At 65.1% G+C, this 21,530-nt stretch carries 26 protein-coding genes; 16 read left to right on the top strand and 10 right to left on the bottom strand.

From position 1 onward, the window contains the following. Positions 1–4: 4 nt before the first annotated feature. Positions 5–2,110 carry a molybdopterin-dependent oxidoreductase gene (locus R3D65_RS01920; RefSeq protein ID WP_371273543.1) on the bottom strand — a complete coding sequence of 702 codons (2,106 nt, stop codon included), beginning with the start codon at positions 2,108–2,110 and terminating at the stop codon, positions 5–7. 94 nt (positions 2,111–2,204) lie between these two features. Between R3D65_RS01920 and R3D65_RS01925 the strand changes: the two genes are divergently transcribed. From R3D65_RS01925 to R3D65_RS01940, 4 genes are all read left to right on the top strand, one after another. Further along, a complete protein-coding gene (locus R3D65_RS01925) occupies positions 2,205–3,053 on the top strand; it encodes a 23S rRNA (adenine(2030)-N(6))-methyltransferase RlmJ (RefSeq protein ID WP_371273544.1) in 849 nt (282 codons plus the stop codon). Between the two features lie 114 nt (positions 3,054–3,167). Further along, on the top strand, positions 3,168–3,596 hold the full coding sequence (locus tag R3D65_RS01930) for a hypothetical protein (RefSeq protein ID WP_371273545.1): 429 nt from the start codon (positions 3,168–3,170) through the stop codon (positions 3,594–3,596). A 7-nt stretch (positions 3,597–3,603) separates the two neighbouring features. Continuing rightward, positions 3,604–4,272: a ribonuclease gene (locus tag R3D65_RS01935; RefSeq protein ID WP_371273546.1), complete on the top strand. Its 669-nt coding sequence runs from the start codon at positions 3,604–3,606 to the stop codon at positions 4,270–4,272. Positions 4,273–4,303: 31 nt separating this feature from the next. After that, positions 4,304–4,903 (top strand): glutathione S-transferase family protein, encoded by a 600-nt coding sequence (locus R3D65_RS01940; RefSeq protein WP_371273547.1) that lies wholly within the window; start codon positions 4,304–4,306, stop codon positions 4,901–4,903. A gap of 78 nt (positions 4,904–4,981) precedes the next feature. Here R3D65_RS01940 and R3D65_RS01945 read toward each other — a convergent pair whose 3' ends face one another. After that, the gene (locus R3D65_RS01945) at positions 4,982–5,653 is read right to left on the bottom strand and encodes an outer membrane protein (protein ID WP_371273548.1); all 672 of its coding nucleotides are present in this window, start codon (positions 5,651–5,653) and stop codon (positions 4,982–4,984) included. Positions 5,654–5,945: 292 nt separating this feature from the next. On the opposite strand from R3D65_RS01945, the gene R3D65_RS01950 reads away from it, so the two are divergent. From R3D65_RS01950 to R3D65_RS01975, 6 genes are all read left to right on the top strand, one after another. Continuing rightward, positions 5,946–6,890: a calcium/sodium antiporter gene (locus R3D65_RS01950; RefSeq protein ID WP_371273549.1), complete on the top strand. Its 945-nt coding sequence runs from the start codon at positions 5,946–5,948 to the stop codon at positions 6,888–6,890. Positions 6,891–6,898: 8 nt separating this feature from the next. Continuing rightward, a complete protein-coding gene (locus tag R3D65_RS01955) occupies positions 6,899–7,663 on the top strand; it encodes an SDR family oxidoreductase (RefSeq protein WP_371274335.1) in 765 nt (254 codons plus the stop codon). Beyond that, positions 7,660–9,738 (top strand): excinuclease ABC subunit UvrC, encoded by a 2,079-nt coding sequence (gene uvrC, locus R3D65_RS01960; RefSeq protein ID WP_371273550.1) that lies wholly within the window; start codon positions 7,660–7,662, stop codon positions 9,736–9,738. Before R3D65_RS01955 ends, uvrC begins: the two co-directional genes overlap by 4 nt. Positions 9,739–9,837: 99 nt before the next feature. Then, on the top strand, positions 9,838–10,428 hold the full coding sequence (pgsA, locus tag R3D65_RS01965; protein ID WP_371273551.1) for a CDP-diacylglycerol--glycerol-3-phosphate 3-phosphatidyltransferase: 591 nt from the start codon (positions 9,838–9,840) through the stop codon (positions 10,426–10,428). A 30-nt stretch (positions 10,429–10,458) separates the two neighbouring features. Then, on the top strand, positions 10,459–10,710 hold the full coding sequence (moaD, locus tag R3D65_RS01970) for a molybdopterin converting factor subunit 1 (protein ID WP_371273552.1): 252 nt from the start codon (positions 10,459–10,461) through the stop codon (positions 10,708–10,710). A gap of 4 nt (positions 10,711–10,714) precedes the next feature. Beyond that, on the top strand, positions 10,715–11,185 hold the full coding sequence (locus tag R3D65_RS01975; RefSeq protein ID WP_371273553.1) for a molybdenum cofactor biosynthesis protein MoaE: 471 nt from the start codon (positions 10,715–10,717) through the stop codon (positions 11,183–11,185). A gap of 8 nt (positions 11,186–11,193) precedes the next feature. Here R3D65_RS01975 and R3D65_RS01980 read toward each other — a convergent pair whose 3' ends face one another. The 3 genes from R3D65_RS01980 to R3D65_RS01990 all read right to left on the bottom strand — a co-directional run bounded on the left by R3D65_RS01980 (position 11,194) and on the right by R3D65_RS01990 (position 13,264). After that, positions 11,194–11,850, bottom strand: a complete 657-nt coding sequence (locus R3D65_RS01980; RefSeq protein WP_371273554.1) for a hemolysin III family protein — start codon at positions 11,848–11,850, stop codon at positions 11,194–11,196. Positions 11,851–12,025: 175 nt separating this feature from the next. Further along, a complete protein-coding gene (gene ndk, locus R3D65_RS01985; protein ID WP_099304891.1) occupies positions 12,026–12,448 on the bottom strand; it encodes a nucleoside-diphosphate kinase in 423 nt (140 codons plus the stop codon). Positions 12,449–12,571: 123 nt separating this feature from the next. Then, a complete protein-coding gene (locus R3D65_RS01990; protein ID WP_371273555.1) occupies positions 12,572–13,264 on the bottom strand; it encodes a glutathione S-transferase family protein in 693 nt (230 codons plus the stop codon). A gap of 87 nt (positions 13,265–13,351) precedes the next feature. Between R3D65_RS01990 and R3D65_RS01995 the strand changes: the two genes are divergently transcribed. The 4 genes from R3D65_RS01995 (at position 13,352) to R3D65_RS02010 (ending at position 17,737) form a co-directional block, all read left to right on the top strand. After that, complete coding sequence (locus tag R3D65_RS01995) at positions 13,352–13,846, top strand: DinB family protein (protein WP_371274336.1); 495 nt, start codon at positions 13,352–13,354, stop codon at positions 13,844–13,846. A gap of 39 nt (positions 13,847–13,885) precedes the next feature. After that, entirely contained in the window at positions 13,886–15,778 is a 1,893-nt protein-coding gene (locus R3D65_RS02000; protein WP_371273556.1) for an ABC-F family ATP-binding cassette domain-containing protein, read from the top strand. Positions 15,779–15,786: 8 nt separating this feature from the next. Continuing rightward, positions 15,787–16,581, top strand: coding sequence for a crotonase/enoyl-CoA hydratase family protein (locus R3D65_RS02005; RefSeq protein ID WP_371273557.1), 795 nt, complete (start codon positions 15,787–15,789; stop codon positions 16,579–16,581). Between the two features lie 112 nt (positions 16,582–16,693). After that, positions 16,694–17,737, top strand: coding sequence for an aldo/keto reductase (locus R3D65_RS02010; protein ID WP_371273558.1), 1,044 nt, complete (start codon positions 16,694–16,696; stop codon positions 17,735–17,737). 77 nt (positions 17,738–17,814) lie between these two features. Here R3D65_RS02010 and R3D65_RS02015 read toward each other — a convergent pair whose 3' ends face one another. From R3D65_RS02015 to R3D65_RS02030, 4 genes are all read right to left on the bottom strand, one after another. Continuing rightward, positions 17,815–18,132, bottom strand: a complete 318-nt coding sequence (locus R3D65_RS02015; RefSeq protein WP_371273559.1) for a hypothetical protein — start codon at positions 18,130–18,132, stop codon at positions 17,815–17,817. A 139-nt stretch (positions 18,133–18,271) separates the two neighbouring features. After that, the gene (locus tag R3D65_RS02020; protein WP_371273560.1) at positions 18,272–18,871 is read right to left on the bottom strand and encodes a hypothetical protein; all 600 of its coding nucleotides are present in this window, start codon (positions 18,869–18,871) and stop codon (positions 18,272–18,274) included. A gap of 19 nt (positions 18,872–18,890) precedes the next feature. After that, positions 18,891–19,592, bottom strand: a complete 702-nt coding sequence (locus tag R3D65_RS02025; RefSeq protein WP_371273561.1) for a class I SAM-dependent methyltransferase — start codon at positions 19,590–19,592, stop codon at positions 18,891–18,893. Beyond that, entirely contained in the window at positions 19,589–20,038 is a 450-nt protein-coding gene (locus R3D65_RS02030) for a DNA polymerase III subunit chi (RefSeq protein WP_371273562.1), read from the bottom strand. The genes R3D65_RS02025 and R3D65_RS02030 overlap by 4 nt, the downstream gene beginning before the upstream one ends. Positions 20,039–20,132: 94 nt before the next feature. On the opposite strand from R3D65_RS02030, the gene R3D65_RS02035 reads away from it, so the two are divergent. Further along, the gene (locus R3D65_RS02035) at positions 20,133–20,423 is read left to right on the top strand and encodes a hypothetical protein (RefSeq protein ID WP_371273563.1); all 291 of its coding nucleotides are present in this window, start codon (positions 20,133–20,135) and stop codon (positions 20,421–20,423) included. A gap of 5 nt (positions 20,424–20,428) precedes the next feature. On the opposite strand, the gene R3D65_RS02040 is transcribed toward R3D65_RS02035, so the two are convergent. Further along, positions 20,429–20,971, bottom strand: a complete 543-nt coding sequence (locus R3D65_RS02040; RefSeq protein WP_371273564.1) for a cytochrome b — start codon at positions 20,969–20,971, stop codon at positions 20,429–20,431. A gap of 91 nt (positions 20,972–21,062) precedes the next feature. Here R3D65_RS02040 and R3D65_RS02045 point away from each other — a divergent pair, with 91 nt between their 5' ends. Continuing rightward, positions 21,063–21,530 (top strand): MarR family winged helix-turn-helix transcriptional regulator, encoded by a 468-nt coding sequence (locus R3D65_RS02045; protein WP_371273565.1) that lies wholly within the window; start codon positions 21,063–21,065, stop codon positions 21,528–21,530.

Below are 21,530 nucleotides of genomic sequence, written 5' to 3' on the forward strand. Positions count from 1 at the left end.
CGTGTCACGCCGCCCTCAGCCACACCTTCGTGTCATGGAAGGCCGCGCCGCCATAGGGCGCGACGGAATCGGCCCCTGTCAGCACGTTGATGCCCTCGCCACGCTCGTGGGCGGAATTGGGCCAGATGCCCTCCGCGATCACCACGCCGCGCTTCACGCCTTCAGAAAGGCGGGCGTGCAGGACCACCTCGCCGCGCGCATTGCCGATCTCGACACGCGCGCCATCGGCTATGCCCAAGGCCGCCGCATCGTCCGGATGAAGCATCAGTTCCGGCCGGCCTTCGCGCTGGCTGGAGCCGGGCGTTTCGGTGAAGGTGGAATTGAGGAACTGGCGCGCCGGCGACGTGGCAAGGCGGAAGGGATGGGCTTCGTCGGCCGACTCGATGGCCGTGAAATGATCCGGGAAGGCTGGCAGGTCGCCATGCGGACCCAGCAGTCCCACCGATTTCGGCGGCCTGTTCGGCGCGATCGTGCCTGTCCAGTCCGGCCGGAAGCGGAACCTGCCATCGGGAAAGGCAAAGCCGTTCAGGTAGTGGCTTTCCTCGAAGGACGGCTGCATGTCGGCCCAGCGGCGCTCGCACAGATCCTCGTAGGTGCCGAGACCGCGCTTCTGCAGCATGGCGGTGATCAGTTCGCGCTCCGTCTTGCCGAAACCCGGCAAGTGAGCGACGCCAAGGCGTTTCGCCAGTTCGTTGATGACGAAATGGTTGGAGCGCGGCCCTTCCGGCGGATCGACGAGTTTCGGACCGGGAATGATGTGCTGGTTGCCGCCGCCGCGATAGATGTCGTCATGCTCCATGAACATGGTTGCGGGCAGCACCACATCGGCCAGTTTCGCGGTATCCGTCATGAACTGCTCGTGCACGCAGACGAAGAGGTCGTCGCGCATCAGCCCCGCGATCACCTTGCGCTGTTCGGGCGCGACATTGGCCGGGTTGGTGTTCTGGATGAAGAGCGCCCCCACCGGCGGCCCTCCGTTCAGGCTCGCTTCATCACCGGTCAGGACACGGCCGATCTTCGACTGGTCGAGATGGCGGATCTTCGGGTCCATCAGTTTCGTGCCGGTGATCTCGCCATTGTCGAGCCGGAATATGCCGGAATTGGAATGGAAGGCGCCGCCGCCCTCGTGTTTCCAGCTTCCGAGCACCGTCGCCAGCGACGCGGCGGCATGCATGGCCACCGTTCCGTTGCGCGAGCGCGTGAAGCCGTAGCCTAGGCGGAAATAGCTGCGCTTCGTGCTTCCCACGAGCCGGGCGAAAGCCTCGATCTCGGCGACCGATAGCCCGGTGATGGCCGCGGCCCATTGCGGCGTGCGCGATTGAAGATGTGATTCAAGGCCGGCCGGATCATCGCTGAATTCATTGAGATATTCGCGATCCGCGTAGCCATCGCGGAAGGCGACATGCATGACCGCGCATGCCAGGGCGGCATCGGTGCCGGGCTTCAGCACAAGACCCATGTCGGCCTGCCTGACGGTCGGATTGTCGTAAATGTCGATGACGACGATCTTCGCGCCGCGCTCCTTGCGCGCCCTGACCGCGTGGGTCATCACGTTGACTTGCGTGGCCACCGCATTGGTGCCCCAGATGACAACGCAATCGGCCTTGGCCATCTCGCGCGGATCCGGGCCGCGCAGCGCGCCCGTGCCGGCAACAAACCCGGTCCATGCGGGGTTGGTGCAGATGGAATCGAACTGCCCGGACCATTTCATGGCGTGGCGCAGGCGGTGGATTCCGTCACGCTGCACCAGGCCCATCGTGCCGGCGTAAAAATAGGGCCAGACCGATTCGGACCCGTCGCGCCGCGCGGCTTCGGCCAGCCGTTCGGCCACGAGATCGAGCGCGCCATCCCAGCTTGCCTCCTTCCACTGCGCGCCGCCCTTCGCGCCTGCGCGCACCAGCGGCCGGGTCAGCCGTTCCGGATGATGGATGCGCTCGGCATAGCGGGCCACCTTGGCGCAGATGACGCCGGCGGTGTAGGAATTCCCCCTGGCGCCATGGACGCGGCCAATGCGGCCATCCGCCCCGATCTCGACGTCGAGGGCGCATGTGGAGGGGCAATCGTGCGGGCAGGCCGAGTGGCCGATGCGAACGGGAATGTGCTGGTTCATACCGCCACACTAGCCGAAAGCGCATGGCCGGTGTAGGCGGGTATGCATGAAAAGCGGTGATGGCATCCATCACCGGAACAGGTGCAAAGCGGACATGAATTATCGCCACATCTACCACGCAGGCAATTTCGCCGATCTTCTCAAGCATGCCGTGCTGGCGCGGATCGTGGCGTATCTCAAGGGCAAGGACAAGGCATTCCGCGTCATCGACACCCATGCCGGCGCAGGGCTCTATGACCTGACGAGCGAGGCGGCGCAGAAAACGGGCGAATGGCAGGGGGGAATCGGGCGCATCCTGTCCGCCGGCCTGCCGGCGGAGGCATCCGGGCTTCTCGCCCCCCTGCTCGAGACGGTTCGCGCGGTGAATCCGGATGGCGGCATAACGCGTTATCCCGGCTCGCCTTTTCTCGTCCGCTCGCTCCTTCGCAAGCAGGACCGGCTGACCGCCATCGAACTGCATCCGCAGGATGCGCAGGCGCTCAAGGCCCTGTTTGCCGGCGACTTCCAGGTGCGGGTGATCGAACTGGACGGCTGGCTGGCGCCCGGAGCGCAATTGCCGCCGAAGGAAAAGCGCGGCCTCGTCGTCATCGATCCGCCGTTCGAGAAAGAGGGCGATTTCAGCCGTCTCGTGGACGCGCTCGAAACCGGATACAAGCGCTGGCCCGGCGGCACCTATGCGCTCTGGTATCCCGTCAAGGACCGAAGGGCCGTCAACGCCTTCCGTGCCGCCCTTGCCTCGTCCGGCATTGCGAAAATCCTCGACATCACCTTGTCGATTCGCGCGCCCTCGGCGGAGGCCCGCCTCGACGGCTCCGGCATGGTCGTCGTCAATCCGCCCTTCACCCTTGAGAGCGAAATGCGGACGCTGCTGCCCGCCATCGCCCCGCTGGTGGCAGAGGACGGCAAGGCGCGCTGGTCGGCCGACTGGCTTGCCGGCGAGTGAATCGGCGCGGGACGACGCCCGGGCATGCAACTGCGGCTTGACCCCTGAATGGCGGGATTCCAAACTGCCTGCGACTCTGGTCCGGCCCTTATTTTCTCAAAGCGAGGCGCATCCATGTTCCGTATGGCCACGAAACTCATCAGCGCGATCCTGCTTGCTGCCGCCTTCGGCGCGCCGGCACAGGCGTTCGACTTCATCGGCTTCGATGCGCGGTGCGACGATGCCCGCGTGCTCAAGACCATCTCGCGCAAGTTCGATTACCAGGTCCGGCATGTTCCGCACCTGCCCGACGTGAAGATCCTGTCCTTCCATCGCGTCCATGAGCGCTACCTCGTGCCGGCGTCCAAGGCCACGCACACGATGATCTCGCGGCGCTATTGCAAGGCCACCGCGCAGATGTCCGACGGGCATCGGCGCTCGGTCTGGTACATGATCGAGGACGGCATGGGCTTTGCCGGCAAGCTGGGAGACGGGGTGCAGTTCTGCGTCGCCGGGTTCGACCGCTGGAAGGTCTATAACGGATGGTGCCGCGTGGTCCGCTGAGGCCGGCATGCAGTTCCGGCTGACCGCCGCCACGGCCCTGCTGGCCGCGCTGCTGGGCGGATGCAGCGATGCCGGCGTGGACCGGACAACAACCGCGGCGAGTGCCTCCTTGGCACCGGAGGGGTTCGATTTCTACGTGCTCGCCCTGTCATGGTCGCCGTCCTACTGCGCGGCGGAGGGCGACAGGGCCGACCGCCGGCAATGCGGGCCGGGCGGGCCGACCGGATTTGTCGTGCACGGACTGTGGCCCCAGAAGGACAAGGGCTATCCCGCCCATTGCCGCTCCGATGAGCCGGACCGTGTGCCGCGCCAGTTGCTTTCCTCCGTGCGCGACCTGTTTCCGAGCGACGGGCTGGCCGCCCATGAATGGCGCAAGCATGGCACCTGTTCGGGGCTGTCGCAGCGCGGCTATTTCGACCTGACGCGGCAGGCGCGGGAGCGGGTGCGCATTCCGCGGGGGATCGGCGGTGGCACGATCAGTCCGAAAGAAGTGGAAAACGCCTTCATCCGGACCAACCGGGGCCTGGATGCGGACGAGATCGCGGTGGCCTGCGACGGGCGGCTGATGCGCGAGGTGCGGATCTGCCTTGACCGCTCGCTCGACTTCATCGCCTGCCCCGCGGTGGACAGCGCCGGCTGCCGGACGCCGCGTCTTGCCATGCCACGAAAACAGTAGACCTATCGCAATCGCCAACGAGGACGTCTTCATGCCGAAACTGCTTTATTCACCTGCCTCGCCCTATTCCGCCAAGGTGCGCATGGCTGCCGCGCTTGCCGGCTACGATCTGGATGCGGTTGTCGTCGACACCAATGCCAAGCCCGACCTGCTGACGGGCAACAACCCGCTGGGGAAGATCCCGGTCCTGCTCACCGACGATGGACGCGCGGTCCATGACAGCGCCATGATCCTGCAATTCATCAACCGCGAGAAACGCAACAGCATCTTTCCGACCAATGCGGCCAAACGCACGGACGCGGAAGTGACCGAAGCCACGGCTGACGGACTGATGGACGCACTTCTGGCCCATGTCTACGAGCGCCGGTTCCGGCCCGAGGAACTCGTCCACCAGCCGTGGCTCGACAAGCAATGGAGCAAGGCGACGCGCGCGCTCGACCATTTCAATGCCAATCCGCCGCGGCTGAGCGGCAAGCTGAATGGCGGGCATCTGGCCTTGCGCGCGGCACTTGGCTACGCGGCCCTGCGGTTTGAAGGCAAGTGGGAACGCGGGCGGTCCAAGCTGGTCCGATGGGCCGCGAAGTTCGACGAGAAATATCCCGAACTGGCGGCGCTGGCGCCCAGCAACTGACCTGTTGCCCTTCACCAAGGCAAAAAGCCCGGGATGCAGGCTGCATCCCGGGCTTTCGTCAACGATCGTGGCCAGCGATCAGAACTTCAGGCCAAGACCGACGGTGAAGCGGTTTTCGTTCGCGTCAACGGAGTTGGCGCCGGAACCGGTCTGGAAGGTATGCGAGCCGTAGTCCGTGTAGCGGTATTCACCGCGCGCAAACACGTTCTCGGTCACCTTCACATCGACACCGGCGCCAGCCGTCCAGCCGATCGCGGTTTCGGTATCGGAAACACCGCCTTCGGTGGCCTCGAGCTGCGCAGCAGCCGCACCGGCGGTGCCGTAAACCAGTGCGCGATCGTTCAACGCGACGCCGGCGCGGGCCCGCAAGGAGCCATCGACATTGGATTCGAGGCTGTTGGTGGCATTGCGGCCATCCACGTTGCCGCCGGAAACGTCGCCTTCGAGACCGTAGACGAACTGGCCGTTCTGCATGTTGAAGCCGCCAAAGGCGCCGGCGCGATAGCCGTCGATGTCATGGCCGTTCGGCGCTGCCTGCGAATGGTCGGCGCTGCCGGTGGCGTAGGAGCCGGTAATACCGGCATAACCGCCTTCCCAGCCAGCGGGAGCTTCTTCATAGACCGGGGCGGCGGGCGGTGCCGGCGGAGCCTCGCTGATGGCATCGGCCGCAAAGACCGGCGTTGCCATTGCGCCGAACGCGATACCGGCGGCCAGAGCCGCCGTGCGGGTCGAGATGATTTTCATGGTCATTGTCTTTCTCCTTTGCCGCCGTACAAACGCAACGCCGACGGCAGTGTTCCTGTGGGCCCGGCACCGGCTCCCGCATGGGAGGCAAGCGCGGGATGTCCCCTCGCCGGACAGGGGCAATCTCATCTGCGAATTTGTTCTAAGGAGACCGGGAAGGAGGAGATTTCCCGGCCTCAATGCGGCAAAAAAGCGATGTGTTGTTCGCGCAACAGGACGACAAATCGGCGCTCGGGGTTGGAGGGTCCGGGAGCGGCGCCTATATAGAGCCGGCAATTGCCGTTCCTTTGGATGTTCCATGATTCTCAGCTTTTTCATTCTGGCGGCGGGGCTCGTCCTGCTGGTGTTTGCCGGCGACTACCTGGTGCGCGGTTCTGTCGGCCTGGCTGAGAATCTCGGTATTTCGCCTCTCGTCATCGGCCTGACCGTGGTCGCGTTCGGTACGTCCGCGCCGGAGCTGTTCATTTCGACACAAGCCGCGCTGTCCGGGTCTCCGGGCATTGCCATCGGAAACGTGGTCGGATCGAACGTCGCCAATGTGCTGCTGGTCATCGGCCTGCCGGCACTCATTGCGCCGCTGGCTGCCACCGAACCGGGCCTCCGGCGCAACATGACCGTCATGCTGGGCGTGACCGCCGTCTATTTCTGGATGTCGATGAACGGCATCGTCGGGCGCCTGGAAGGGCTGGTCCTGTTCGCCATGCTTGCCGCCTATATCGGCTGGCAGATCCACATGGCGCGGGCCCGCAGGGAACCGCAAGACGACTATCACGAGGAAATCGGCGAGGCACCGCATGACAAGTACCGGATCGGGCTTTCCATTGTCGGCGGCCTGATCGGCCTGCCGGTGGGTGCGCAACTCACCGTCATGGGCGCCAGCGACATTGCCCGCGCCTTCGGCGTTTCGGACGAGGCGATCGGCCTGACCATCGTCGCCGTCGGCACGTCGCTGCCGGAACTGGCAACCACGCTGACCGCGGTGCTGCGCGGCTCAACGGCTGTCGCCATGGGCAATGTGGTCGGCTCCAACCTGTTCAACATCATGTGCATCCTGGGGATCACCGGCATGATCGTGCCGCTGTCCGTGTCGGATCGCATCATCGCCATCGACAATTGGGTCATGGCTGCGACGACGCTGATCCTCGCCCTGCTGGCCTATGCCCGCATGTCGGCCGGCCGGATCATCGGGGTAGTCATGGTGCTTGCCTATGCCGCCTATACATGGTCGATTTTCATCAGTTGAGGACAGGCATCATGGAGCAGCGGGGAACGGCACTCGTCACCGGCGGATCGCGGCGCATCGGCGCGGCCATCGCGCGCGACCTGGCCGCGCACGGGTTTGCGGTCGCCGTCCACTACAACAGCTCGCCGGGTGACGCGGAGGCGCTGGCCGAGGCGATCCGGTCGCAGGGCGGGCAAGCCGCCGCCATTGGCGCCGATCTCGAAGATGCGGGCGCAGCGGCGGGACTGGTGGCAAAGGCCGAGGCGGCGCTCGGCCCGGTGACGCTGGCAGTCAACAACGCGTCGGTCTTCCAGGACGATTGCGTGACCGATTTCGACCTCGACCAGTTCGAACGGCATTTCGCGGTTCACCTGAAAGCGCCATCGCTCATCGCCCGTGCCATGGGCGAACGGCTTCCGGACGGCGCGGAAGGGCTCATCGTCAACATGATCGACCAGCGCGTGCTTTCGCTGACGCCGCGCTTCTATTCCTACACGCTGTCGAAATCGGCGCTGTGGACAGCCACGCGCACCATGGCGCAGGCGCTGGCGCCGCGCATCCGGGTCAATGCCATCGGTCCCGGACCGACCCTGCCGAACGAGCGGCAGAGCCAGGCTGACTTCGACCGCCAGGTCGACGGGCTGATCCTGAAACGCGGCCCTGCGCTGGAGGAGTTTGGTGCGACCATCCGCTGGATGTGGGAAACCCCTTCGGTGACAGGCCAGATCGTGGCGCTGGACGGTGGCCAGCACCTGGCTTGGGAAACGCCTGATGTGGCGGGAATCGCGGAATGACCGGCGGGCGCAAGGCCGCCGGAATGGACGACATTGCCGGTTTCGATCCGCGGCTGGACGCGGAGACTGACGACCTTGCCGACGAGGCCGAGCCCATGGCGGATGCCGGCGACGGCGCGGCCGCCCTGCTTTCGGCCATCGAATGGTCCGATTCGCATGTGGAATTGCAGGGGGCGACAGGGGCCGAGGCGATCCAGCTTTACGTGAAGCATCTGCCCAACAGTCCCGGCGTCTACCGGATGATGAATGCGGCCGGGGACGTGCTCTATGTCGGCAAGGCACGCAGCCTCAAGAAGCGCGTCTCCAACTATGCGCAGGGGCGCGGCCATTCCAACCGCATCACGCGGATGATCGCCGAGACCGCGACGATGGAGTTCATCGTCACGCGCACCGAAACCGAAGCGCTGCTGCTGGAAGCCAATCTGATCAAGCGGTTGCGGCCGCGCTTCAACGTGCTGCTGCGCGACGACAAGTCGTTTCCCTATATCGTGCTGACGAAGAACCACGCCTCGCCCGGCATCTTCAAGCATCGCGGCGCCCGCTCGCGCGCGGCCGACTATTTCGGCCCGTTTGCTTCCGCCGGCGCCGTGGGGCGCACCATCAATGCACTGCAGCGGGCCTTCCTGCTGCGAACCTGCTCCGATTCGGTGTTCGACAGCCGCACGCGGCCCTGCCTGCTCTACCAGATCAAGCGTTGTGCCGGGCCATGCACGGGCGAGATCGGCGAGGCCGACTACCTGCGGCTTGTGGCCGAGGCCAAGGCCTTCCTTTCCGGCAAGTCGCAGACGGTGAAGGCGCAGATGGCCGGGGCGATGCAACAGGCGGCCGAGGACCTCGATTTCGAACGCGCCGCGATCTATCGCGACCGCCTGTCTGCGCTGTCCCATGTGCAGAGCCACCAGGGCATCAACGCGCAGAACACGGAAGAAGCGGACATATTCGCCATCCACCAGGACGGCGGGCAGACCTGCGTGGAGGTCTTCTTCTTCCGAACCGGACAGAACTGGGGCAACCGCGCCTATTTCCCGAAGGCGGACCCGGCGCTGGAAGCCGCGGAAGTGCTGGGCGCCTTCCTTGCGCAATTCTACGACGACAAGCCCTTGCCGCGGCTGATCCTGCTGTCGGAGGCAGTGGAGGAGCAGGCGCTGCTGGCCGAAGCGCTGACGGCGAAAGCCGGGCACCGTGTGCAGGTGAGCGTGCCGCAGCGCGGCGAAAAGAAGGATCTGGTCGATCACGCGGTGCAGAATGCGCGCGAGGCGCTGGGACGGCGGCTGGCCGAGACATCCTCCCAGGCGCGCCTGCTGAAGGGGCTGGCGGAGACGTTCAGCCTGCCGTCGGTGCCGCGCCGCATCGAGGTTTACGACAATTCCCACATCATGGGCACCAATGCCGTGGGCGGCATGATCGTGGCCGGGCCGGAAGGCTTCGTGAAGAACCAGTACCGCAAGTTCAACATCAAGGACGAGGAACTGACGCCGGGCGACGATTTCGGCATGATGCGCGAGGTGATGCGCCGGCGCTTTTCCCGGCTGGTCAAGGAACACGGCATTCCCGACCGCGCCGCCGAGGCCGCCGCCAGCAATCCGGGCGGCGAAGCGGACGAGGATGCAGCCTTCCCTGCCTGGCCCGATCTGATCCTGATCGACGGCGGCAAGGGCCAGATGAGCGCCGTGCGCGCCATTCTCGAAGACCTGGGCGTGGCGCAGGCGGTGACCGCCATCGGCGTGGCCAAGGGGGCGGACCGCGATGCCGGGCGCGAACGTTTCCACATGGAAGGCAAGCCGGATTTCTCGCTGCCGCCCCGCGATCCCGTGCTGTATTTCGTGCAGCGCCTTCGCGACGAGGCGCACCGCTTCGCCATCGGCTCGCACCGGGCGCGGCGCAAGAAGGAAATGGTGAAGAACCCGCTCGACGAGATCGCCGGTATCGGCCCGGCGCGCAAGCGCGCCCTGCTGCACCATTTCGGCACCGCCAAGGCGGTCTCGCGCGCCGCTCTGGAAGACCTGATGGCCGTGGACGGCATTTCGGAACAGACGGCGCAGACAATCTACAACCATTTTCACGAAAAAGGCTGATCCGGCCGGCAACCAGCCAGGGAAGCGTCGCAAACGCGGTTGACCGGCGGGCCCTCCTTCTGGTTTGACTGTCGCGGCTCAAGACTGGAAACTGGCTTCATGGCATCGCGCGCGTTCTCCCTTCCGAACATATTGACCTACGGCCGGATCCTGGCCGTGCCGGCCATTGTCCTGTGTTTCTTCATCGAGGGCCGGCTGCAATCGAGCGACTTCGCCCGCTGGGCAGCCTTCGCCATTTTCGCAGCGGCCTCGATCACCGACTTCTTCGACGGCTACCTGGCGCGCGCCTGGAAGCAGACATCCAATATCGGCCGCATGCTCGACCCGATCGCCGACAAGCTTCTGGTGGCAACATGCCTGCTGCTGCTTGCCGCCGATACCGACAAGACCATTGCCGGCTGGTCGCTCTGGGCGGCCATCATCATCCTGTGCCGCGAAATCCTGGTCTCGGGCCTGCGCGAATATCTGGCGGAACTGAAGGTTTCCGTGCCGGTCACGACGCTGGCCAAGTGGAAGACCACGATCCAGCTTCTCGCCATCGGCTTCCTGCTGGCGGGTCCGGCGGGCGACAAGGTTCTGCCCTACACGACCGAGACAGGCCTTGCCCTTCTCTGGATATCGGCCATCGTCACACTTTACACCGGCTACGACTATTTCCGGGCCGGCCTGAAACACATGATCGACGATTGAGACAACCCGAACGGCGGAGGACCAGCAGCCATGAGATTCGTCTATTTCGCCTGGGTGCGCGAACGCATCGGCAAGGAGAGCGAGGATATCGACCTGCCGGCGGAGGTCGTCACGGTGCGCGATCTGCTCGACTGGCTGAAGACGCGCGGGCCGGAATATGCCGGAGCGCTGGAACATTCCGATGCCATACGCGTGGCGCTGGACATGGAGCACGTGCACCATTCGGAGAAAATCGGCACGCCCTTCGAGATCGCGCTGTTCCCGCCGATGACCGGAGGCTGACGCCATGGCTGGCGCAGTTGAGCCGCTGGTGCGCATCCAGCGGGAGGATTTCGACATTCAGTCGGAAGTTGCTCGCCTGGCAGCGGGGCTCGGAGACGTGGGTGCCGTCGTCACCTTTACCGGTTATTGCCGAGACGAGGCCGGCAAGCTTTCCGCGCTGGAACTGGAGCATTATCCGGGCATGGCCGAAGCCGAGATCGCGCGCATCGCGGCGCAGGCCATCGAACGCTGGCCGCTGACCGGCCTGACCGCCATTCACAGGTTCGGCAGGATCGAGCCGGGCGGGCAGATCGTGCTTGTTGTCGCCGCATCGGCGCACCGCCAGGCAGCCTTCGATGCGGCCTCCTTCCTGATGGACTACCTGAAGACGCGGGCGCCTTTCTGGAAGAAGGAGCATCTGGCCGACGGATCGTCGGGGCATTGGGTGGACGCCAAGGAGGCCGATGACGCGGCCGCACGGCGCTGGGACGCCTGATATCCTGTTCAGGCCGTGAGCACACCGAGCGTGAAGGAGGCGTGCGAAACGGCGGTGAAATGGCAGGTTGCGGCCGCGGCGACGAAGCCGTGCCAGATGGCATTCTGGTAGGCCAGCGAATGCCAGACATGGAACACCAGTCCAGCCGTGTACAGCAGGCCGCCGGCGATGATCAGCACCGCATCCACCGTCGGCAGGGTCTGCATCATGGGCCAGACCAGCGCGACGCTGGCCCATCCCAGCCCGAGATAAAGCGGGATCGTGTAGCGGTCGCGATGCATACGGCCGAACATCTTGAGCGCAACGCCGGCCAGAGCGGCCAGCCAGATGAGCGCCAGCATGGTATGCGAAAAGACAGAGCCGATCAGCACCGTCAGCGGCGTGTAGGTGCCGGCAATCTTCAGAAAGATGGCAGCCTGGTCGAACCGGCGCAGCAGCGGCTTGAGCGGCGGATGCGGAATGAGATTGTAGGCCATGGAAAAGGCGAACATGGCGACCAGCGTGACCGCATAGACGGTGAGCGCCAGCCGGATGCCCGGCTCCAGGTAGATCGTTGCCAGCGCCAGCACCGCGCCGCCCGCAGCCAGACTGGCGGCGATGGCCACTCCGTGCACGATGCCGTCAGCGAGGATCTCGCGGGCCGTATATTCCCTGTGATCGAACACGCCTGCCTGCCGGTCGTTGTTGGTTCCGGTTCTCTTGCCCCATGATCATGTCATAAATCAGTGAAGCAATCGTAACGCGGCGGAAAGCCGCATCCGGACAACGAAAAGCCGGGCGCGGGGCCCGGCTTTCGCAGTCTCGTATCGGATGCCTGCGCAGGCAGTCCGTCACCCGTGGTCAGCCGACGATCTCGTTGCCGCCGAACCAGAAGGCGATTTCCTCGGCAGCCGTTTCCGGCGCATCGGAGCCGTGGACGGAATTTTCGCCGATGGACTGGGCGAAGGCCTTGCGGATCGTGCCCTCGGCGGCATCGGCCGGGTTGGTGGCGCCCATGACTTCGCGGTTCTTGGCAATGGCGTTTTCGCCTTCCAGCACCTGCACGATGGTCGGGCCGGAGGACATGAACTCGGTCAGTTCACCGAAGAAGGGACGCTCCTTGTGGACGGCATAGAACTGCTCGGCCTGACGGCGGCTCATCCACACGCGCTTGGAAGCGACGACGCGCAGGCCGGCATCTTCCAGCATCTTGGTGATGGCACCGGTCAGGTTGCGCTTGGTGGCGTCGGGCTTGATCATCGAAAAGGTACGTTCAATGGCCATGATGGTCCTCGGATCCGTTTGTTGTCTTGAAATGGCGCGGCGCCGCGGGCGCGGCCCGCAGCGCCGGTTCGCGGGCGCTATAGCGCGTCTGGATGAAAAACGAAAGACGCCCGCAACGCCGCCTCAGCCGCAGGCGGGAACCTGGCGCCCAAGCCCGTCATGCAGATCGAGGCAGCGGCCGAACCAATCGGCCACCGGATCGCCTTGCGGCAGGAATTCATGCGGGCAGACCACGCGGGCCCACTGGAACGCGCCAAAGACGATGTAATCGGCAAAGAGCGGGCCGGCACCGCCGATGAAAGCCTGCTTCTTCAGCGTGGCGCGCAGCGGATCGAGCGTTTTCGTGAACGCGGCCTGCGCCTCCTCGCCGGACAGACGCAGCTCTTCCAGCGGCTTGCCGAACTTGCCCTCGCGGTCGGCGCGGAACCATTCCCGGTCTTCCGGCGACAGGCAGTCGTGAATGTCCATGATGGCGACGCGCACAAGCTGCGGGTGGATGACCCATTGCGTCCAGCTTTCGACGAAGCGCGCGGTTGCGCGGCCTCCCTCCCCGCCGAACAGGCTCGGCCTGTCCGGATAGGCGTCTTCAAGATACTCGGCGATGGCGAAACTGTCCGCCACCACCTTGCCGCCGTCATTGATGACCGGCACCGTCTTCGATGCCCCGCCCTCGATTTTCGCCACTTCGGGAAAACGGGTCGGCACGCGGGTGAAATCCAGGCCCTTGTGGGCCAGCGACATCGCCGTCTTCCAGCAATGGGGGCTGAACGGGCGGGCGGCATCGGCGCCGACGAGATCGTAAAGCTGAATGGTCACTGTTCTGTCCCTCGCAATTCGTTATTGTGGCGACACTATTGCCACAGGCGGGGGACAAGGAAAGTGGACGCCAGACAAAATTTCCAGATGTTCGCGCATTACAATGCCTGGGCGAACGGGCGGCTCTACGATGCGGCCGGCGCGCTGGACGATGCGGCCTGGCGGCGCGATTGTGGCGCCTTCTTCAAGTCGATGATGGGCACGCTGAACCATATCCTCGTCGGCGACCGCGTCTGGATGAAGCGATTCACCGGCGAAGGCACCAATCCGCCTTCGCTGGACACGATCCTCTACGAAGACCTTGCCAGCCTGCGGGCCGCGCGTGAAGCCGAGGACCGGCGCATCCTCGCCTTCATCGACGGGCTGGACGACGCGGCGGTGGCCGGGCGTTTCACCTATACGACCATGACGGACCTCAGGACGGTCAGCCAGCGGCTTGCACCGGCGCTCAGCCATTTCTTCAATCACCAAACACATCATCGCGGGCAGGCGCACATGATCCTTTCGGTTCTGGGCGAGACGCCGCCGGGACTCGACCTGATCCAGTTCCACCGCGCGCCGGAAGGCAGGCGCTTCGCCTGACCCCTTGCGCCGCTCCCCCGCATCGGTCAAAAGCGGGCCATGCTGACGATATCCGACCTTTCGCTTCGCATTGCCGGACGCCTGCTCATCGACCATGCCACGCTGTCGCTGCCCGAAGGCGCGAAGGCCGGACTGGTGGGGCGCAACGGCACGGGCAAGACCACCCTTTTTCGCGCCATTGCCGGCGACCTGGCGCCCGAAACCGGCTCCATCCACCTGCCGAAAAACATGAGAATAGGCCAGGTGGCGCAGGAAGCGCCGGGTACGGACGAGCCGCTGATCGAGATCGTGCTGAAGGCCGACACGGAGCGCCTTGCCCTGATGGCGGAGGCGGAGACGGCGACCGATCCGCATCGCATCGCAGACATCCAGACCCGGCTAGCCGACATCCAGGCGCATTCGGCCGAAGCGCGTGCTGCCTCCATCCTGGCAGGGCTGGGCTTCGATGCCGAGGCGCAGAAACGCCCGGCGAAGAGCTTTTCCGGTGGCTGGCGGATGCGCGTCGCACTGGCCGCCGTGCTGTTCGCCGAGCCCGACCTGCTGCTGCTGGACGAGCCGACCAACTATCTCGACCTTGAAGGCACGCTGTGGCTGGAGACCTATCTTGCCCGCTATCCGCACACCGTTCTGCTCATCTCGCACGACCGTGACCTGCTCAACCGGGCCGTCAATTCCATCGTCCATCTCGATCAGCAGAAGCTGACCTTCTGGCGCGGCGGCTATGACCAGTTCGAGCGCCAGCGGGCCGAGAAGGCGATCCTCCAGGAAAAAAGCCGGGAGAAGCAGGAAGCCAAGCGCAAGCACATGGAAAGCTTTGTCGAACGCTTCCGCGCCAAGGCTTCCAAGGCGCGCCAGGCGCAAAGCCGGCTCAAGGCGCTGGAGCGCATGGCCCCCATATCGGCAGCCGTGAACGATCATGTCGCGCCGATCCGCTTTCCCGAGCCGGAAAAACGCGCTGCCTCGCCGGCCATTGCAATCGACGGCGGTTCGGTGGGCTATGTGCCCGGCCAGCCGGTTCTCAAGCGGCTTTCGCTACGGATCGACGCCGACGACCGGATCGCGCTGCTGGGCGCCAATGGCAATGGCAAATCCACCTTCGCCAAGATGATCGCCGGACGGTTGCAACCGGAAACCGGATCGATCACGCTGTCGCCCAATCTGAAGGTGGCCTTCTTCGCCCAGCACCAGATGGACGACCTGCGGCCAGACGACAGCCCGGCCGACCACGTGCGCGCGCTGATGCCGAAAGAGCCGGAGGCCCGCGTGCGCTCCCGCGTGGCACAAATGGGGCTGGCGACGGAGAAGATGGATACGCCGGCCAAGAACCTCTCGGGTGGGGAAAAGGCGCGGCTGCTGATGGGACTTGCCGCCTTCGACGGCCCGAACCTTCTGATCCTCGACGAGCCGACCAACCATCTCGACATCGACAGCCGGCAGGCGCTGATCGAGGCGCTGAACGATTTTCCGGGCGCCGTGATCGTGATCTCGCACGACCGGCACCTTGTCGAAGCCACCGCCGACCGGCTCTGGCTGGTGCATGACGGCGGCGTCAAACCCTATGACGGCGATCTCGACGACTACCGCCAGTTCATCACCGGCGCGGCCAGGGCGGCAGGCGAGGCGAAGAGGCCGAAGGAAGACGGCCCCGCCGCCGTCTCCAAGGCGGACCAGCGGCGCGAGGCGGCGCAGAAGCGCGAGCAACTCAAGCCGCTGGCAAGAAAGATCAAGGAAACCGAGACCTTGATGGAAAAGCTTGGCAAGCGGATTGCGTCCATCGAAACCGAATTGGCCGACCCTTCGCTCTATGAGAAGAACGCGAAGAAGGCCGCCGATCTGGGCAAGGAACGGGCTGACCTGACCGCGAAACTGGCGCAGACCGAGGAAAGCTGGCTGGACATGTCCGCGCAATACGAGGAGGCAATGGCGGGGTGACGATACGCATGACCGCAGACGGCGCGGTGACGACCGTCACCATCGACCGGCCGGAGGCGCGCAATGCCGTCAACCCGGCCATGGCCTCGGCGCTTTACGAGGCGTTCCTTGCCTTCGAGGCGGATCAGAGCCAGCGCGTGGCGATCCTGACCGGGGTTCCGGGCGCCTTCTGCGCGGGCTTCGACCTGAAGGCGGCCGCCCAAGGGATGGATGCCGACTGGTTTTCGCGTCACGTCATCGGCGAGGATTGGGACAATCCGGCGGCCGACCCGCGGCCCGGTCCGATGGGGCCGACGCGGCTGATGCTGTCCAAACCGGTCATTGCCGCGATTTCGGGCCCGGCCGTTGCTGGCGGCATGGAACTGGCGCTGTGGTGCGACCTGCGGGTGATGGAGGAAAGCGCCTATATGGGCGTCTATTGCCGGCGCTGGGGGGTGCCCTTGATCGATGGCGGCACGGTGCGCCTGCCGCGCATCGTTGGCCAGGGCCGCGCCATGGACCTGATCCTGACCGGGCGACGGGTGGATGCGGACGAATGCCTCGCCATCGGGCTTGCAACCACTGTCTGCGCCGATGGTTCGGCGCTGGCGACGGCGCTGGAACTGGCGCAGACGCTGACGCGCTTTCCGCAGGCGACCATGCGCGCCGACCGGATGAGCGCGCTGAACCAATGGGGCAAGGAGCCGGCGCAAGCGCTGGCCAACGAGTGGCGCAGCCTGGACACCTTCACCCGCGACGGCGTCGCCGGGGCTGCGCGTTTCTCATCCGGCAAGGGCCGTGGCGGCGATTTCGGCGAAATCTGAAACCGCCTTCCCTCTCCGGCAATCCATCTTCGGCGGGCACTGGACATGAAGCCGTCTTCGGCTATGTCTTTGCCCCTGGGCAAATCCCCTTCACGATCAGGATACAGAACCGATGAAAATGAATCCGCTCGGCCGGACCGGCATCGCCATTTCCGAAATCTGCCTCGGCACCATGACCTGGGGCGAGCAGAACAGCGAAGCGGACGGCCATGCACAAATGGATCATGCCGTCGAACAGGGCATCAACTTCTTCGACACCGCGGAAATGTACCCGACCAACCCGATCCGCGCCGAGACGGCGGGACGAACCGAGGAGATCATCGGCTCATGGCTGAAGGCGCGCGGGCGGCGTGACGACATCGTCATCGCCACCAAGATCGTCGGCAAGGGCAACAAGACGGTGCGCGATGGTGCGCCCGCCAATGCCCTGACCATTCGCGAGGCGGTGGAAAACAGCCTGAAGCGGCTCGGGACGGATCATATCGACCTCTACCAGATTCACTGGCCCAATCGCGGCTCCTATCATTTCCGGCAGAACTGGGCCTACGCGCCCTGGAAGCAGGACAAGGCGCAGGCGCAGGCCGACCTTGAAGAGACCGTGGCCACGGCAGACGCATTGGTCAAGGAAGGCAAGATCCGCGCGCTTGGCGTTTCCAATGACACGGTCTGGGGCGTGGCGAAGATGCTGGAGATCGCGGAGCGCAGCGGCGGACCGCGCGTGGCTTCGGTGCAGAACGAGTACAACCTGATGTGCCGCCTTTTCGACACCGACTGGGCCGAGCTTTCGCACCACGAGGATGTGGGCCTGCTGACCTACTCCCCGCTGGCTGCCGGCATCCTGACTGGCAAGTATCTCGACGGTGCCATTCCGGCCGGCTCGCGCCGCTCGATCACGGACAATCTCGGCGGGCGCTGGCAGGCGCATGCCATTCCGGCCATGGAGGCCTATGTCGGGCTGGCACGCGAGTGTGGCCTCGACCCCGCGCAGATGGCGCTCGCCTGGTGCCTGGCCAAGCCCTTCATGGCTTCGGTCATCATCGGCGCAACCTCGATGGAACAGCTCAAGACCAACATCGCCGCCAAGGACGTGGCGCTTGGCGCGGACGTGCTGGAGCGGATCGACGCCATCCACCGGCACTATCCGATGCCGTTCTGACCAGCGTGCCTCGGAAACAGGGCAGCCAAAGTGCCGCGCCCGAAGACACGGGCGCGGCTTTTCCGGCTGGCAGATTGCTACCGCCTGGCCTCGCAATACTGCATCCGGCCATTGACCTGCACATAGCAATCGCGGACCAGCACGACGCCATTGGCCGTGTTCATGCGCCGGATATCGCAGGAACAATCCGGCCGTGGCGCCTCCCTTTGGGCGGTCGGACAGGGCGCGGCAGTGCAGTTGGACCGTCTGTCGGACCCGTTGCCGGTATCCGGCCCACCCTGATTTCCGGCATTTGCCTGGGCGAACGCGGCCGTGGCAAAAAGCAGCGCTGCACCCGCCAAGGCCAAGGTGGCGGCGAACCGGCCGGATGTGTGAAGACTGGATTGACGTGACATAGCAACCTCCGTGGTTGCCCCTCCGCATCCCGTATTATGCCACAAATGGCCGTGCATCTGTGCGCCAAATCACAAACAGGCGGTTCAAGAGCGCGCCGGGCGGATGGCAGCCACGCCAGGACCGGCAGGGGCGCCCGCGTCAGCCCCTGCCCCATTTGCGCCGTTGCGGCTCCACTGGCGGACGCTTGCGGCGTCTGAACGCCAGGACGAAGCCGATGAAGCCCAGCGCGGCGGCGATGAAGCCTGCCGGCTGGACGCGCTTGTCCCAGGCCAGCGCGTTGCGGCGCAGGACAAGGTCCAGCGTCTTCATTTCGATGGCCTGATTGCCTGCCGGAGCGAAGGTGAAGGTATATTCGTCGGTAATGCGTGGCTCCAGCGTTCCTGCCGAGACACGGTAGACCTGTTCGGAGGACAGGCCCGCATCCTCGCGGTTGGCCTGAGCCGGGGCGAAGTCGAGCCGCTCCGTGCGTTGCGTTCCGCCAGCGCTCGCGATGGTCAGGTCGATGACAGTGCGGTCGGACGCCAGGATGCGCTGCGGCAGCGCGGTCAGATCAACGAGGACACGCACCGGCGCGTCCACCGGCGAGACGATCACGCGCGCCGGCGTGAAGCCCGTTTCGCGGTCGTAAACCCGAATGGTGCCCAGTTCGGTGCCGGAGAAATTTTCCACGGCCCAGGGATAGCCGACCGCCGCGCCCAATCCGGCGAGCATGACCAGAAGAAAGATGAAGCGAAGCATGCACGTTTCCCCCGGTCGCTCAGGCCGGCTTGTGCCAGACGGAAAATTCATGCGCGATCCTGCGATCCGGGCGCAGGATGTCGAAATGCTCGCGATGCTCCTCGACAAGGCCGAGCCCGGCGAAGGCTCCGGTTTGCGACGGCATCAGCGGCCAGGGCGGCCCCTCATGGGCGCTGCCTTCCGGACGCAGGCGCGTATAGACGAGCAACCGCCCGCCCGGCCTTACCAGAGCGGCCACCGCTTGCGAGAATGCCTGCTGCATGGCCGGCGGCACGGACTGGATGGTGTAGCATTCGTGGACAAGGTCGAAACCGGCGATCCATTCAGGCGGCGGCGACAGCAGGTTTGCCGTCTGATAATCGACTGCGCTTCCGGGAAACCGCCGTCTCGCCCATTCCACCGCCTTCTCCGAAAGGTCGAAGGCCGTGGTGGCATAGCCGGCCGCGGCCAGCGCCTCGGCATTGTCGCCCAGACCGCAGGCGATATCGATGGCGGTGCGGCCATTACCGGGATGGGCTGCCAGCCACTCCAGCAGCTTGTCCTTGGGCTTAAGGTCGGCCCATGGCACGGCCGCTTCGTCGCCGCCGGCCATGGCATAGACCTGATCGAAGAAGGCCTTGCGTTCGGAAACCGTTGCGCCGGCATCGCGGTCCAGCGGATCGATACGCGCCTTCATGGCCTCGCGCCGGCTGCGGAAATCGTCGGGACTGTCTGAGCTCATGCCTTCTTCACCCATCGCCGTTCCGGCGTCTGCTGCCAATAAGTCAGGTCGTGGCCGGCGGCCTTTTGTGCCTTCCATTGCGCACGAGCGTGGTTCAACTGGTCAGGATCATGGCCATCGAACATGAAGACGCCGCGCTCATAGCCGGAAAGATCGGGCGGCGTTGCGCCATCGACAAGAAAGCGAATCGTCGCGCCGTTCGGGTTGTTCGCGCCGCATGTCAGCACCACCGGGTTTTCGGCGGCGTGTTCGGCGCGATCCGTCGCATGGGCCAGGAAGCTTTCGTCCCTGTAGGTCCACAGGTGAAGATCCAGCCCGTCGCGCCGCTCTTCAGTCCCGGTCTGGATCACCACGTTCCAGCCACGTTGCAGCGAGCGCTCCAGAAGGGCGGGCAGCGCCTCCTCGAGCGTCGATTCGGTCAGGTGATAGAAAAGAACCTCGGCCATGGAGACTATATGGGACAGCGGGACACCGGCTTGCAACGGCGCAGGCTTGTCCGCTGCCTTGCCCGCGCCGTTTTTTCACACGATATCTGGCGCCATGAAAATCGCCACCCTGCCCGCGCTGATGCTTGCAGCCGTCCTGCCCGGCTCCCCTGCCCTTGCGCAATGCGTGCAACAGGGAAGCAAGGGCGTGACATGCAGCACGATCCGGCCGATCGCTCCCGATCCGGATGCCATGCTGAAGACAAGGGTTCCGCGCCTGGAGACGCACAAGCCGGTTGGCGTGGAGCGGACGCTGAGCGAACAGGTGGAAGACCTGGCGAAAGACCTGCGCGAGATCAAGCCGAAGCCGCAGGTGGCATTTCCCGATGTCCCGACGGCGTTCTGACAGGGCTACCGCCCGCTCCTGCCGAACCACATGCGCGCCATCAGCCGGTCCTTGCGGCCGAACTGATGCCAAAGCGCTGCCGCCACGTGGGCAAGGACCAGGACGCCGAGCAGCTTTGTGAGAACAGCATGGCCATAGCGCGGCGAATAAGCCCAGAAATCCGCCGGCAGCGGCTCGCCATTGGCGAAGAACACGATGCCCGGCAGCCCGGCAAGAGCCGAAATGCCGATGCCCGACAGCGCCACAAGGACAATGAGCGCATAGAAGGCGCGGTGCGTCCACACGCCGATGCGGTCGAGCACGGGATTGCCGGTGGAGGCGTGGCCGGGCCGGGGCGTGCGCAGCCGGACGACAAGGCGGACGAGCACGAGCAGCAGCAGCAACAGTCCGAAGATCATGTGCCCGCGCAGCGCGTCGATCTTGCCGGGATCGCTGTTGGGCGTTTCGGCCAGGACAGCACCGCCCATGACAAGCGCGACGACAATCATCGCTGCCATGATCCAATGCAGCGCGACAAGTACGGGGTGGTAGCGGGTCGGCAGGTGCATGGCATCGCTCCTTTCAGGGTGTCATGGCAAGCGCACAGGGCTTGCACAATACAAGCAAAGCCCACATAATATTTACATGGAAACAGATTACATGGAAAATGATGGTTTGCAAGCCCCCCGCTCGCTGGGCCGGGCGCTCAATTTCACCGCTGGCGCGGCGACGGCCATGTGCCAGGCCATGCTGTCCAGGCACGATCTGACGCTGGCACAATGGGTGGTGCTGTCAGCCCTATGGCGCCGCGACGGGCTGTCAGTCGGCGATCTTGTCCGCTACACCGGCAACAACGCGCCGGCGATCTCGCGCATTCTGGACAGGATGGAGCAGAAGGATTTGGTGCGCCGGGAAGCCAATGCCGGGGACCGGCGCGCAATCCATGTCCGCCTCGGCCCGGCAGCCGGGAAGCTGACGCACTTGCGCGATTTCTGGGAGGAGGTGAACGCGCGCCTTCTCGACGGTTTCACGGCGCAGGAAACGCAATTGCTGTTCAGCCTGCTTGAACGCGCCGAGGCCAATGCGCGGCGCCACCAGGACGCCACGCATCGCCAGGACGGGACGTAA

It is taken from the genome of Zhengella sp., from assembly GCF_041397485.1.
Taxonomy (GTDB): Bacteria; Pseudomonadota; Alphaproteobacteria; order Rhizobiales; family Rhizobiaceae; genus Zhengella.